The 13,526-nt window shown below is 72.7% G+C and carries 9 protein-coding genes; 3 read left to right on the top strand and 6 right to left on the bottom strand.

Annotation, left to right across the window (positions count from 1 at the left end):
- The first annotated feature begins 628 nt into the window (after positions 1-628).
- The 3 genes from ACZ52R_RS21105 (at position 629) to ACZ52R_RS21115 (ending at position 3,659) form a co-directional block, all read left to right on the top strand.
- On the top strand, positions 629-1,300 hold the full coding sequence (locus ACZ52R_RS21105) for a DUF6230 family protein (RefSeq protein WP_360498689.1): 672 nt from the start codon (positions 629-631) through the stop codon (positions 1,298-1,300).
- A gap of 158 nt (positions 1,301-1,458) precedes the next feature.
- A complete protein-coding gene (locus tag ACZ52R_RS21110; RefSeq protein WP_465753870.1) occupies positions 1,459-2,163 on the top strand; it encodes a DUF6114 domain-containing protein in 705 nt (234 codons plus the stop codon).
- Positions 2,160-3,659, top strand: coding sequence for a hypothetical protein (locus ACZ52R_RS21115; RefSeq protein ID WP_465753871.1), 1,500 nt, complete (start codon positions 2,160-2,162; stop codon positions 3,657-3,659). The genes ACZ52R_RS21110 and ACZ52R_RS21115 overlap by 4 nt, the downstream gene beginning before the upstream one ends.
- Positions 3,660-3,740: 81 nt before the next feature.
- Here the strand turns inward: ACZ52R_RS21115 and pyk are convergent, their stop codons facing one another.
- From pyk to ACZ52R_RS21145, 6 genes are all read right to left on the bottom strand, one after another.
- On the bottom strand, positions 3,741-5,168 hold the full coding sequence (gene pyk / locus ACZ52R_RS21120; protein ID WP_360498694.1) for a pyruvate kinase: 1,428 nt from the start codon (positions 5,166-5,168) through the stop codon (positions 3,741-3,743).
- 94 nt (positions 5,169-5,262) lie between these two features.
- Positions 5,263-6,486, bottom strand: a complete 1,224-nt coding sequence (locus tag ACZ52R_RS21125) for an acetate kinase (RefSeq protein ID WP_465617670.1) — start codon at positions 6,484-6,486, stop codon at positions 5,263-5,265.
- Positions 6,483-8,642, bottom strand: a complete 2,160-nt coding sequence (gene pta, locus ACZ52R_RS21130; RefSeq protein WP_465617672.1) for a phosphate acetyltransferase — start codon at positions 8,640-8,642, stop codon at positions 6,483-6,485. Before pta ends, ACZ52R_RS21125 begins: the two co-directional genes overlap by 4 nt.
- Before the next feature lie 132 nt (positions 8,643-8,774).
- Positions 8,775-9,449, bottom strand: a complete 675-nt coding sequence (locus ACZ52R_RS21135; RefSeq protein WP_465617674.1) for a hypothetical protein — start codon at positions 9,447-9,449, stop codon at positions 8,775-8,777.
- A 46-nt stretch (positions 9,450-9,495) separates the two neighbouring features.
- A complete protein-coding gene (gene glgB, locus ACZ52R_RS21140; RefSeq protein WP_465661120.1) occupies positions 9,496-11,886 on the bottom strand; it encodes a 1,4-alpha-glucan branching protein GlgB in 2,391 nt (796 codons plus the stop codon).
- A 75-nt stretch (positions 11,887-11,961) separates the two neighbouring features.
- The gene (locus ACZ52R_RS21145; protein WP_465617678.1) at positions 11,962-13,452 is read right to left on the bottom strand and encodes a maltokinase N-terminal cap-like domain-containing protein; all 1,491 of its coding nucleotides are present in this window, start codon (positions 13,450-13,452) and stop codon (positions 11,962-11,964) included.
- Positions 13,453-13,526: the final 74 nt, after the last annotated feature.

The raw sequence follows: 13,526 nt of genomic DNA on the forward strand, positions 1-13,526 counted from the left end.
AACCGGACAGAGGTTTACCAAATCTTGATTTCACCCGTGGGTGGTCACCGTACGTGACCACCCACGGGTGTTTCGTTAGTGTTTCCGGCAAATTTCGCCGTCACGTTTCCTTCAAGGCGTCACACACGGTGCAAATCGGGCTCAGTTCATGATCGACGCCACTCAATGTTGCATTACCCGTCAGTAAGGCACCCCTTGTGCTTCGCCCGGGATTCAAGCAGCATCGGCGTCGCCCGGTCCCAGACTCCACACCCTCCGACAGTCCGTCGGTGACGCGGAGCGCGGGATCCCCACCGGGCGATCCGCCGACCCCGGTCGGCGGTAGGGAGGGCAGGGGGGTATCCGCGGTCCCACGGCGGTTCCTGTCCTTCGACCGGCCGCGCGGCCCTGCGCGGTCGCTGGTTGTCGCTCGGGGGTGATCGCCGATGTCGTCGGTCCTGCCCGCCGCCCCACAAGGTCGGCCGGCGCTTGGCCGGGAGGGCCGCTGTACGCGGGCCACTCCCGCGTCCGCCGACGCCCGAGGCGCTCTCCGCTACCGAGGACGTAGCTCTCTCCCATCCCAGGCCCCCACCGGCGCGGGACGCGCCGCCGGGGAGCCGGAGATGTACGTCCTAGAAGGAGGACTCGCATGTCCAAGACCTACGGCAAGACCCGCTGGAAGCGCTTCGCCCTGGTGATGGTGCCGAGCGTCGCGGCCACCGCGATGGTCGGCGTCTCGATCGCCAACAGCGCGCTCGCCGCCTCGTTCAGCATTTCCGGCCAGCAGTTCAAGGTCAGCACCGACCAGCTGCACGGCACCAACTTCGCCCAGTTCGGCTCGGTCGACATCGAGGCGAACGGCAAGCCGCACCCGGTCGCGGTCTCGGCCTTCGACCACGCCGACATCACCAACCTGTGCCAGTCGGTGGTGACCGACCTGTCCGCGTTCGGCCTGGGCAAGATCACCCTGCAGCTGCACGCCGGCACCGAGGCGGGCAAGCCGGTTCAGGCCGACAACCTGCTGATCGACCTGGAGCAGCTGAAGGCGGACGCGACCTTCACCGACATCAACATCGGCCAGGACGCCTCCACCCTCTCCGGCTCGGCCACCCAGGGCTGGACCCCGCACCCGGGCGTCACCAAGGCGGGCGGCGGCGCCGGCCTGCCGACCGGTGCGGTCGGTTTCGCCCAGGCCGCCAAGAAGGCCGACCTGAGCGGCGTTCAGCAGGTCGCCCGGGCCACCTCGGCCGGAACGTTCAAGCTGAACGGCCTGAACCTCGCGCTGAAGAGCGGCGACGGCGCGGGCAACGAGTGCTTCTGAGCCTCGCCTGACGGCACGGCCGCCCGGCGCGCCTGACGGCGTGCCGGGCGCAGTGCCCGATCGACGGGTCCACCCGGAGCCGGGGGCGGCGGATCACCGCCGTCCCCCGGCCCACCCCCAATTGTTCGTCCCTCGTAGCGACATCGAGGAGCTGCACCATGTCCAGCGCAACGGTCGAACCCCGGACCGGCCACCAGAACCCGATCGGGTGGCTCTGGCGGCACTTCCGTGATTTCCGCCGCACCAGGCCCTTCTGGGGCGGCCTGCTGGCCATGATCGCCGGCGTCCCGATCCTCTACTTCCCGTACGCGCACCTGACGTTCGGTGGCCTGACCATCGCGATGTCCACCACGGCCGGCGCCGGATCGCTGATCATCGGCGTCCTGATGATCATCCTCGGTCTGACCGCCTGGTTCCAGCCCGCCGTGCGGGTCTTCAGCGGCATCGCCACCATCCTGCTGACCCTGGTCTCGATCCCGGTGTCCAACCTGGCGGGCTTCGGGCTGTCGCTGCTGCCGGGCCTGATCGGCGGCGGGCTGATGGTCTCCTGGGCGCCGATGCCGGAGCCGAAGGCCGATTCGGCGGCCAGGGGCGGACGCCGCCGGGCCAAGGGCGCCGACGTGGCTACGGCGGGTAACGCGGTGGCGGAGAGTGTCGCCACCGAGCAGGCCGTCGAGCAGGCCGTCGAGGCGCCCGCAGCGGCGCCCGCCGAGACCGTGGCGGAGACCGCCGCCGAGGCGCCCACCGCCCAACTGCCCGCCCAGGGCGCGCCGCAGGAGCCGGCCGCCGAGGCCGCCGAGCCGACCGCCAAGCCCACCGTCCCGAAGCAGACCGGCGCCGCCGATCCGGAGGGGGCGCGGTGACCGGCCCGGCCGAGCAAGCCGACGGTACGGCCGTCCCGGCGCAACGCTCAGGCCGGCACGCGGCCCCGCGCACGCCCGTACGGGTCCGGCTGAGAGGCCGCGCGCTGGCGATGGCCGCGGTGCCGACCGCGCTGCTGATGGCCGCCGCCTACACGCCCAACCCGGCGCTGGCCGAGTCCGCGGCGGGCAAGCCGTGCGGCAACGCGCCGGTCGCCGTGCCGGACGTCGCGCCGGTCGAGACGCCCGTCCCCAAGACCGAGTTGCCCGAGCCGCCGCCGGGCCCGACCACCGCGCCGACCACGGCACCGGGGGCGCCCACCTCCGGTCCCTCGACCGGGCCGAGCTCGGTGCCGACCCAGGCCCCGACCCAGGCCCCGACTCACGCTCCGACCGCCGCGCCCACCCCGCAGCCCACCTCGCCGGTCAAGCCGCCGTCCGCCGCGACGCCCGCCACCCAGCCGCCCGCCGCCCGCGCGGCCGCGCAGCCGCAGGCCGCGGCCGCCACCACAGACGCGGTCGCGCCGAGCACGGTCCAGCAGGGCGCCGGAAGCGGTCCGGGCCTGGCGACCCAGGCCGGGCTGATCGACGACATCGTCGGCGGCATCAACCACCTGCTGAACCCGAGCGCCTCGCCGAGCCCGAGTCCGACCCAGGCCCCCAAGCCCGGCCCCACCCCGGCCCCGGCCACCACCCCGGCGCCGGCCACCACTCCGGCCCCGCGCGACGGCACCCCGGCCCAGCCCGCGCCCGTCCAGCCGCAGGCCCAGGGCGCCGCGTCGCCGGCAGCCCAGCTCTCGGGCGGCGCGCCCTCGCCGGCCGCGACGCCGAGCGGGAAGGCGAGCCCCAAGGCGACGCCCTCCACGGGCGCGTCGCCCTCAGCGGGCGCCTCCGGTACCGCCTCGCCGACCGCGGGCGCCACCGGCACCCCGTCCGCCTCGCCCACCGCCAACCCCAACTGCGCTGTGGACGCCAGGAGTCTGACCGCCGGCGCGGCCGCCGCGGGGCAGGTCGTCCCGGAGCAGAACTGGACGCTGCAGACCAGCCGGCTCGCCCTGCACGGCGCGGTCTTCCACGGCGTCTACGACGTGAAGACCCCGACGAGGACCAAGCGGGTGCTGAAGTTCGTCGTCGACAGCGTGGACATCGACGATCTCGACATGTCGACCCTGGAAAGCAACGGCGTGACCTTCCACGTCCAGGGCGCCAAGGGGTCCACCTCGACCATGCGCAACGGCCCGGTCACCATGTACGTGGAGCGGCTGTCCGGCCACCTCTCCAAGCTGCTCGGCCTGCCGATCCCGATCGACCTGGGCGAGATCACCCTCACCCCGGACACCCTGCCGCGCTGGCTGTACGACCTGATCGGCGCCATCCCGATCCCGCTGGACCTGGAGCTGACCGGCGTCACCGCCAAGCAGGCCGGCCAGTTCGGCGGCACCCTGCACATCCCGGGGATGCACTTGTTCAACGACGACGCGCCCTACAGCGACAAGTAGCCGACGCCGTAACGCCCGTGGGGCGGCCCTCCGCACAGGAGGACCGCCCCACGGGCGTTCTTGCGGCCTACGGCCCGACGCTCACTCGCCCCGGCTGCCCAGGTGGTGCACCTGCACCATGTTGGTGGTGCCCGGGATGCCGACCGGGACACCGGCGGTGACGATCACGGTCTCGCCCTCGGCGAGCCGGCCCAGCCGCAGCAGCTCACGGTCGACCTGGGCGACCATGGCGTCGGTGGTGGCGACCTGCTCGGTCACGTACGCCTCGACGCCCCAGCTCAGCGAGAGCTGGTTGCGGGTCGCGGAGTCGGGGGTGAACGCGATCACCGGGATCGGCGAGCGGTAGCGGGACAGCCGGCGCGCGGTGTCGCCGGACTTGGTGAACGCGACCAGGGCCTTGCCGTCGAGGAAGTCGCCCAGCTCGCACGCGGCGCGGGCGACCGAGCCGCCCTGGGTGCGCGGCTTGCGGCCAGGGTTGAGCGGCTGCAGGCCCTGGGAGACCAGCTCCTCCTCGGCCTTCTCGCAGATCCGGCTCATGGTGCGGACGGTCTCGACCGGGTACTTGCCGACGCTGGACTCGGCGGAGAGCATGACCGCGTCGGTGCCGTCCAGGATGGCGTTGGCGACGTCGGAGACCTCGGCGCGGGTCGGGCGCGAGGCGTGGATCATCGACTCCATCATCTGGGTGGCGACGATGACCGGCTTGGCGTTGCGGCGGGCCAGCGTGACCAGCTGCTTCTGGACCAGCGGCACCCGCTCCAGCGGGTACTCCACGGCGAGGTCGCCGCGGGCGACCATGATGGCGTCGAAGGCGAGGACGATCTCCTCCATGGCCTCGACGGCCTGCGGCTTCTCGATCTTGGCGATGACCGGCACCCGGATGCCGACCTCGTCCATGACCTCGTGGACGTCCTTGATGTCGTCCGCGTTGCGGACGAAGGACAGCGCGACCATGTCGACGCCCAGGCGGAGCGCGAAGCGCAGGTCGTCCTTGTCCTTCTCGGACAGGGCGGGCACGTTCACGGCCGCGCCGGGCAGGTTGATGCCCTTGTTGTTCGAGAGCACGCCGCCCTCGACCACCACGGTCTTCACCCGCGGGCCGTCGACGCTGACGACCTCCAGGGCGATGACGCCGTCGTTGATCAGGATCGGGTCGCCGGGCTTCACGTCGCCGGGCAGGCCCTTGTAGGTGGTGCCGCAGATGTACTGGTCACCGGGGACGTCCTCGGTGGTGATGGTGAACTCGTCGCCGTTGTCGACGGTCACCGGGCCGTTGGCGAAGGTCGCCAGACGGATCTTCGGACCCTGGAGGTCGGCAAGGACGCCGATGGCCTTGCCGGTGTCCTCCGAGACCTGGCGGACCTTGCGGTACCGCTCCTCGTGGTCCGCGTGGTTGCCGTGGCTCATGTTCAGTCGGGCGACGTTCATGCCCGCTTCGACGATGGCCTTCAGCTGTTCGTAGGAGTCCGTCGCCGGACCCAGGGTGCAGACAATTTTCGCTCGGCGCATATCGATCAGTCTATCCGTTCGTGTTATGCGTGCATTCGGTGCGGACCGGGAGGAATCGCCAGCGAATCGTTTCGAGGAGTGAGACGATTTCGTGTCATTCCTCGGACTGTCGGTGTTCCCGGTACACCAGCGCGAAGGCCTGCCGGGCGATCTCCAGCTCCTCGTCGGTGGGCACCACGGCGACCGTCACCCGGGCGTACGCGGGCGAGATGATCCGGGCCTCGCGGGAGCGCACCGAGTTCAGCTCCGGGTCCACGGCGATGCCCAGTTCGTCCAGCCCCGCGGTGGCCGCCGCGCGCACCGGCGCCGCGTTCTCCCCGACGCCCGCGGTGAACGCGATCGCGTCCACCCGGCCGAGCACCGCGTAGTAGCCGCCGATGTACTTGCGCAGCCGGTGGATGTAGGTGTCGAAGGCGAGCTTCGCGTCCGCGTCGCCCTCGTCGGCGCGGCGCATGATCTCGCGCATGTCGTTCTCGCCGCACAGGCCGCGCAGGCCGCTGCGGCGGTTGAGCAGGTCGTCGATCCCGTCGATCGACAGTCCGCCGACCCGGTGCAGGTGGAACACCACGCCGGCGTCGATGTCGCCCGAGCGGGTACCCATGACCAGGCCCTCCAGCGGGGTGAGGCCCATCGAGGTGTCCACGCAGCGGCCGCCGCCGACCGCCGAGGCGGAGGCCCCGTTGCCCAGGTGCAGCACGATCACGTTGACCTCGGCCGGATCCTTGCCGAGCAGCCGGGCGGTGGCCCGCGAGACGTACTGGTGCGAGGTGCCGTGGAAGCCGTAGCGGCGCACCCGGTGCTGGTCGGCGACGTCCTTGTCGATCGCGTACCGGGCCGCGAACTCGGGCATCGAGGCGTGGAAGGCGGTGTCGAACACGGCCACCTGCGGCAGGTCGGGGCGCAGTGCCCGGGCCACCTCGATGCCGGTGATGTTGGCCGGGTTGTGCAGCGGCGCGACCGGGATCAGCCGGCGGATCTCCTTGAGCACCTCGTCGGTGATCACGGTCGGCTCGGTGAACCGCAGGCCGCCGTGCACCACCCGGTGGCCGATCGCGGCCAGTTCGGGGGAGTCCAGCCCGAGGCCGTCGGCGGCCAGTTCCTCGGCGACGGCCTTCAGCGCGGCGGCGTGGTCGGGGAAGACCTGCGCGGCCTCGCGCGGCTCACCCCCGCGCGGGGTGTGCACCAGGCGGCCGGCGCCCTCGCCGATCCGCTCGACCAGCCCGGCGGCCAGCCGGGCTCCGTCCAGCATGTCGATCAGCTGGTACTTCACCGACGAGGATCCGGCGTTCAGAACCAGAACGCGGGTGCCTTCACTCATGCGCCGGGCTCCTTGTGGTCCTGGGACTGGATGGCGGTGATCGCGACGGTGTTGACGATGTCCTCGACCAGCGCGCCGCGCGAGAGGTCGTTGACGGGCTTGCGCAGCCCCTGCAGCACCGGGCCGACCGCGACCGCGCCGGCCGAGCGCTGGACGGCCTTGTAGGTGTTGTTGCCGGTGTTGAGGTCCGGGAAGATCAGCACGGTCGCTCGCCCGGCCACCGGCGAGCCCGGCAGCTTGGTGGCCGCGACGTGCTCGTCCACCGCCGCGTCGTACTGGATCGGGCCCTCCACCAGGATGTCCGGCCGCAGCTCGCGGACGAGCTCGGTGGCCTTGCGCACCTTGTCGACGTCCGCGCCGGAGCCGGAGGTGCCGGTGGAGTACGAGAGCATCGCGACCCGTGGCTCCACCCCGAACTGGGCGGCGGTGGTGGCGGCCTGGATGGCGATGTCGGCCAGCTGCTGGGCGTCCGGGTCGGGGTTGACCGCGCAGTCGCCGTACACCAGCACCTTGTCGGCCAGGCACATGAAGAAGACGGAGGAGACGATCGAGGCGCCCGGCGAGGTCTTGATCACCTCGAAGGCGGGCCGGATGGTGGCCGCCGTGGAGTGCACCGCGCCGGACACCATGCCGTCCGCGATGCCCTCCTGGACCATCAGGGTGCCGAAGTAGGACACGTCGGTGACCACGTCGAGGGCCAGCTCGACCGTCATGCCCTTGTGGGCCCGCAGCTTCGCGTAGAGCTCGGCGAACTGGCGGCGCAGCGGGCTGGTGGCCGGGTCGACGATCCGGAGCTGCGCGCGGTCGGCGCCCGGCTCTCCCCCGGCCCGGCGGCCGGGAGGTGGCCCCGCCTCCGGCAGCTCGATGCCGAGCCCCGCGGCCTTGCGGCGCACCGCGTCCGGCTCGCCGAGCACGGTGAGGTCGCAGATGTTGCGGCGCAGCAGGATCTCGGCCGCGCGGAGCACCCGCTCCTCGGTGCCCTCGGGCAGCACGACGTGCCGGCGGCCGGCCCGGGCGCGCTCCAGCAGCGCGTGCTCGAACATCATCGGGGTGACCCGCTCGGACCGGCCGACCTCGATCCGATTGGTCAACTCGGCCGTGTCGACGTGCAGTTCGAACAGGCCGAGGGCGATCTCGGCCTTCCGGGGGCTGGCCGAGGTGAGCTTGCCCTCCAGGTGGGTCAGGGTGGCGGCGGTCGGCCAGCTGCCCTCGGGGACGACCGCGACCGGGGTGCCCGGGGCGAGCCGGGCGGCCAACGCCAGCACGTTCGGGCCGGGGTGCTGGCCGAGCGTCAGCAGCACGCCGGCGATCGGCGGGGCGCCGGCGGCGTGCGCGGCCAGCGAGCCGATCACCAGGTCGGCACGGTCCCCTGGGGTGACGACCAGCGCGCCCTCGGTCAGCGCGTCCAGGAAGGTCGGCAGCATCGCGCCGCCGAAGACGTAGCCGCGCACGTCCCGGGCCAGGCCGGCCGCGTCCCCGAGCAGCACCTCGGCGCCGGTCGCCTCGACCAGCTGGGCGACGGTCGGCGCGGCCAGCGCCGGCTCCTCCGGGATGACGTAGGCGGGGATCGGCAGCTTCTCGGTGAGCGTGCGCTGGATCCGCTGCTTGCCGCCGGGGGCGACCCGGTTGGCGATCATCGCCAGGGTCTCGCAGCCGAGGTCGGTGTACGCCCGGTGCGCGTTGCGCACCTCGGCGATCACGGCCTCCGGGTCCTCGGCGTGCCCGCCGACCACCGGCAGCACGGCGGCGCCGAACTCGTTGGCGAGGCGGGCGTTGAAGGCCAGCTCGTCCGGGATGTTGGTGTCGGCGAAGTCGGTGCCGAGGACCAGCACCGCCTGGCAGCGCCGCTCCATCGCGCGGAACCGGTCGACCAGGACGGAGACCAGTTCGTCCTGTCCCTGGGCGGCCTGCAGCGCGGCGGCCTCCTCGTAGGTGAGGCCGTACAGCTCGGCGCCGGGCTGGTCGATCCGGTAGCGGCCGCGCAGCAGCTCGACCACGTGGTCCGTGCCCGGCTGCCCGGGCGCGGCGGCGTGCACCAGCGGGCGGAAGACCCCGACCCGGTCCACCTGGCGGGTGAGCAGTTCCATGACCCCGAGTTCGACCGCCTGCCGGCCGTCCCCCCGGTCGATCCCGGTCACGTACACGCTGCGCGCCACGCGGATGTCTCCGTCCCGTCGTCTCGGTGGGTGGTCATCTCGACCATACCTTCGCACCCCGAACGGACGTCGGCGAGCAGAGGCGCTGAGCGGTGGCAAGCGGCCGAAGGTCACCGTGGGAGGAGTCGGAGGTCAGGGCCGGACCATGGCGAGCTCCGAGCCGGACAGCTCCACCGTCATCCCGCTGAAGTGCAGCTCCGACACGCGTCGGTCCACCAGCCAGCCGTGCGGCCGTTGCAGGAAGGTGTCGCGGCCGGGGGTCCAGCCGTCGGCGGCGAGCGCGGCCTGCAGCCGGGCCTGCACCTCGGCGGGCGACAGGCCGGTGCTGCTGCCGATCGTGAGGGTCCGGGAGCAGAAGTTCGTGCCGCAGTAGCCCTCGTCGGCGTGCTCGATGGTCACCCCGGGTGGCAGCGGCACCTCGGCGAGGCTCGGGATGAAGGGCTCGTAGACGGCGAGCTGGTAGAGGAGGGCGATGGCCGCTCCGGCGACGGCGTGAGCGCAGACCACGACGGCCGCTCCGGTCTCGGGGTCGATGCGCCCCTTCGGCCGGGGGTCGCGCAGCCGCTTCTCGCCCAGCACGCCCGCCAGGATCGCCAGGCTCGCCACGAACGGGTACCCGGCCTCCAGCTCGGCCATGGGCCGGATGAAGAACCACTCGTACTCCAGGCCCACGATGGCGGTGGCCAGGCCGGCCAGGACGGCGAAGACCGCCGCCCCGACCGCCCGGGTGCGGACCACCGCCGCCCAACAGGCGAAGGGCACCAAGAGGTAGATCCACCCCAGCACCGTCCACAGCCACATGTGCAAGCCCCCCGCCTGCTGACGATCACTCTCAGGCGGGGAGCCTAGGTGCTCAGGCCGGGCGGAGCCAGAGGGTGGCGAGCGGGGGGAGGATCAGTTCGGCGGAGCGGGGCTGGCCGTCCCACTCCACGGGGTCGGCCTTGACCGGGTGGGAGTTGCCGATGCCGCCGCCGCCGTACTCCTCGGCGTCGGTGTTCAGCACTTCCTCCCACAGCTGGTCGCGGCCGGCGAGGCGGGGCAGGCCGACCCGGCGGGCGTGCCGGACGACCGGGGAGAAGTTGCAGACCGCGACGAGCGGGGTGCCGTCGGCCGCGTAGCGGACGTAGGAGAGCAGGTTGTCGTCGGCGGCGCCGCCGTCGAGCCAGCGGAAGCCGTCCGGGGTGGTGTCCAGCTCCCACAGGGCCGGGGTGTCGAGGTAGTGCCGGTTGAGGTCGCGGACCAGGCGGCGCACCCCGAGGTGGTCCCGGTGGGCCGGCCACTGTTCGTCGAGCACCCACCACTGCGGGCCCTGCTCGTGGTCCCATTCCGCGCCTTGGGCGAACTCCTGCCCCATGTACAGCAGTTGCTTGCCCGGGTGGGACCACATGAAGCCCAGGTAGGCGCGGTGGTTGGCGCGCTGCTGCCACCAGTCGCCGGGCATCTTGGAGACCAGGGACTGCTTGCCGTGGACGACCTCGTCGTGCGAGATCGGCAGGATGTAGTTCTCCGAGTAGGCGTACACCATCGAGAAGGTGATCTCGTTGTGGTGGTACTTGCGGTGCACCGGTTCCTTGGACATGTAGACCAGGGAGTCGTGCATCCAGCCCATGTTCCACTTCAGCCCGAAGCCGAGGCCGCCGGCGTCGGTGGGGCGGGTGACCCCGTCCCAGGCGGTGGACTCCTCGGCGATGGTGATCACGCCGGGGCAGCGCCGGTAGACGGTGGCGTTCATCTCCTGCAGGAAGGAGGCAGCGTCCAGGTTCTCCCGGCCGCCGTACTGGTTGGGCGTCCAGGCGCCGCCCTCGCGGGAGTAGTCGAGGTAGAGCATCGAGGCGACGGCGTCCACCCGCAGGCCGTCGATGTGGAACTCCTCGCACCAGTAGACCGCGTTGGCGACCAGGAAGTTGCGCACCTCCTTGCGGCCGTAGTCGAACTCCAGCGTCCCCCAGTCGGGGTGCTCGGCGCGCAGCGGGTCGGCGGGCTCGTACAGCGGCTCGCCGTCGAAGCGGGCGAGCGCGAAGTCGTCCTTGGGGAAGTGCGCGGGCACCCAGTCGACGATCACGCCGATGCCGTGCCGGTGCAGGGCGTCCACCAGGTACCGGAAGTCGTCCGGCCCGCCGAGCCGGGCGGTGGGGGCGTAGTAGCCGGACACCTGGTACCCCCAGGAGCCGCCGAAGGGGTGCTCCATCACCGGCATCAACTCCACGTGGGTGAAGTTCAACTCCTGGAGGTAGCGGGGGAGTTCCTCGGCGATGGCGCGGTAGTCGGTGAGGTCCGGGCGCCAGGAGGCCAGGTGCAGCTCGTACACCGACATCGGCGCCCGGTGGTGCGTGGTGCGGGCCCGGCGGGCCATCCACTCGTCGTCCTGCCACACGTAGGCGGAGGAGGTGACCACCGAGGCGGTGCCGGGCGGGCACTGGGCGGCCCGGGCCAGCGGGTCGGCCTTGTCGAGCACCCAGCCCTGCCGGGTGTGCACCTCGTACTTGTACGTGGTGCCCTCGGCCAGGCCCGGGACGAACAGCTCCCAGATGCCGGACGAGCCGAGCGAGCGCATCGGGTGCCCGGTGCCGTCCCAGTGGTTGAACTCGCCGATCAGCCGCACCCCGGAGGCGTTCGGCGCCCAGACCGCGAACGCGGTGCCGGCCACGCCGTCGACGGTGCGCACGTGCGAGCCGAGCGCCCGCCACAGCTGCTCGTGCCGGCCCTCGGAGATCAGGTGCAGGTCCAGGTCGCCGAGCGTGGGCGGGGTGCGGTAGCCGTCCTGCTGGCGCAGCGGCTCGCCGTCCGGGTAGGTCACCAGCAGGGAGTAGTCGGGCAGTTCGCGGCCGGCCACCAGGCCGGTGAACAAGCCGCCCTGCTGGTGGGTGAGTTCGGCCGGGCCCTGGGGGGTCTCGACGACCACCCGCTCGGCGAACGGGCGCAGCACCCGGATCGCCGTGCCGCCGTGCACCGGGTGCGCGCCGAGCAGCGCGTGCGGGTCGTGGTGGTGCCCGCTCACCAACCGGTCCACCTCGGACGGCGGCAGCGGCGCCTCGGGCAGGCGCAGGACTGTGATTCGCCCGCTCGCCTCCGGGCGCTCTTGATCCGGCGCCGACGGTCGGCGCTCCGTCGCTCCTGCGTCGCTCCCTCGCTTCTCCCTTTCGGCGTCGGCGCGCCCTTCGGCTCGGGGCAGGTCGGAGGCGCCGGCCAGGAAGGTGGCCGGAACTGTGCGGTTGGGGCGGCCGGTCGGGTCGAGCGGCGTCACGGCGTGGTCCTCCTGCGGCGGGGGGTGGGCGAACTCGTGGCGGGCGGGCGGGCGGGCGGGACGGGGAACGCGGGGTCAGACGGACAGGGCGAGCCGGTTGATCGCGGCCAGCGGGATCGGCAGCCAGCTCGGCCGGTGCCGGGCCTCGTACACCACCTCGTACACCGCCTTGTCGATCTCCAGCGCCCGCATCAGCTCCGGCGAGGCGGCCGGGTCGGCGCCGCCCCCGGCGGTGTAGCCGGCGCAGAAGGCGGTGCGGTTGCGCTGAGCCCAGGCGGCGGCGAGATGGGCCAGTTCCGGGTCGACCGGGCCGCCGGCCAGCAGGTGGGCGGCCGCGTAGTCGAAGGACCGGAGCATCGCGGCGACGTCGCGCAGGGCGGGCTGCGGTTCGCGGCGCTCGTTGACCGACTTGGCCGGCTCGCCCTCGAAGTCCAGCAGCACCCAGCCGTGCGGGGTCCGCATCGCCTGCCCGAGGTGCAGGTCGCCGTGGATGCGCTGGACCGGCAGGCCGTCCGGGTGGGCGTCGGCGAGCTGTTGGAAGGCGGCGCGCAGCGCGGACCGGAAGCGCAGTAGTCCGGGGACGGCGGCGACGGCGCTGTCCAGCCGGTCGGCCATCGTGGTGGCCAGCCGACCGGTCTGGGCGCGGTCGAGCCGGGCGACCGGCATCGAGCGGGCCAGTACCCGGTGCACCTCGGCGGTGGCCCGGCCGAGCCGGTGCGCCTCGATGGCGAAGTTGCCGGGGGAGCGGTCGCCCTTGAGCCGGCCGACCTGGTCGAGGGCGAGTTCCCAGCCGTCCTCGGCGTCCGGCAGGTAGCGCTGGAGCAGGCCGAGGGTGGCGGGTTCGGCGCGTTCCATCCGGCTCTCGAACCAGGCGGCGACCCGGGGGATGCGGGTGGAGCCGGCCCGGGAGAGGGCGAGCGAGAGTTCGAGGTCGGGGTTGGTGCCGGGGTGGATGCGGCGGAACAGCTTGAGGATGTACGAGGTGCCGAAGATGACCGAGCTGTTGGACTGCTCGGCGGTGGAGGCGCGGCCGGGGAGGTTGGCGGGCAGACCGGAGCCGGGGGTGCGGCGGAAGGACAGCGAGCCGAAGCGGTCACCGGTGGCGAGGTGCTCCAGCAGGCGCCCGGTGAGTTCGGCGTCGTGTACCGCGTCGTAGAGGGTCGCGCCGTCGTACGGGCCCTGGCTGAGTCGGCCGAGCACCGCGCCGGGCCCGATGTCCCCGAGCCCCTGGGAGCGGATGCCGAGCAGCAGCTGGTAGATGTCGCCGTGCGGGGCGCCGGCCGTGGTGGCGTGCTCGACCCGTAGCAGCAGGTGCAGCAGGGCCGGGTCGCCGACCTGCAGCGGGGTGCCGACCACCGGCGTGAGGCCGGTGATGGGCCGTCCCTTCCCGGCGTACCAGCGCTGGGTGGGCAGCCACGCGGCGATCAGCGGCAGTGCTGCCTGGACGAGCTCGCTGACCCCCAGGGTGGTTCTCCGGGCCCCGGAGCCCCGCGCGCCGGTCGGCGCGGTGGAGCCGGCCGGGGCGTCGTGCTGCACATGGGCTTGAGAGCGGGAGGTTTCGGACATGACTCCCTTTCCCCGGAAGCACGCGGACTGCCCGACGGGTCGTGGCCGGGTCCGTCAGTCTTCCGGATTTCGGC

It is taken from the genome of Kitasatospora sp. NPDC034023, assembly GCF_055575795.1.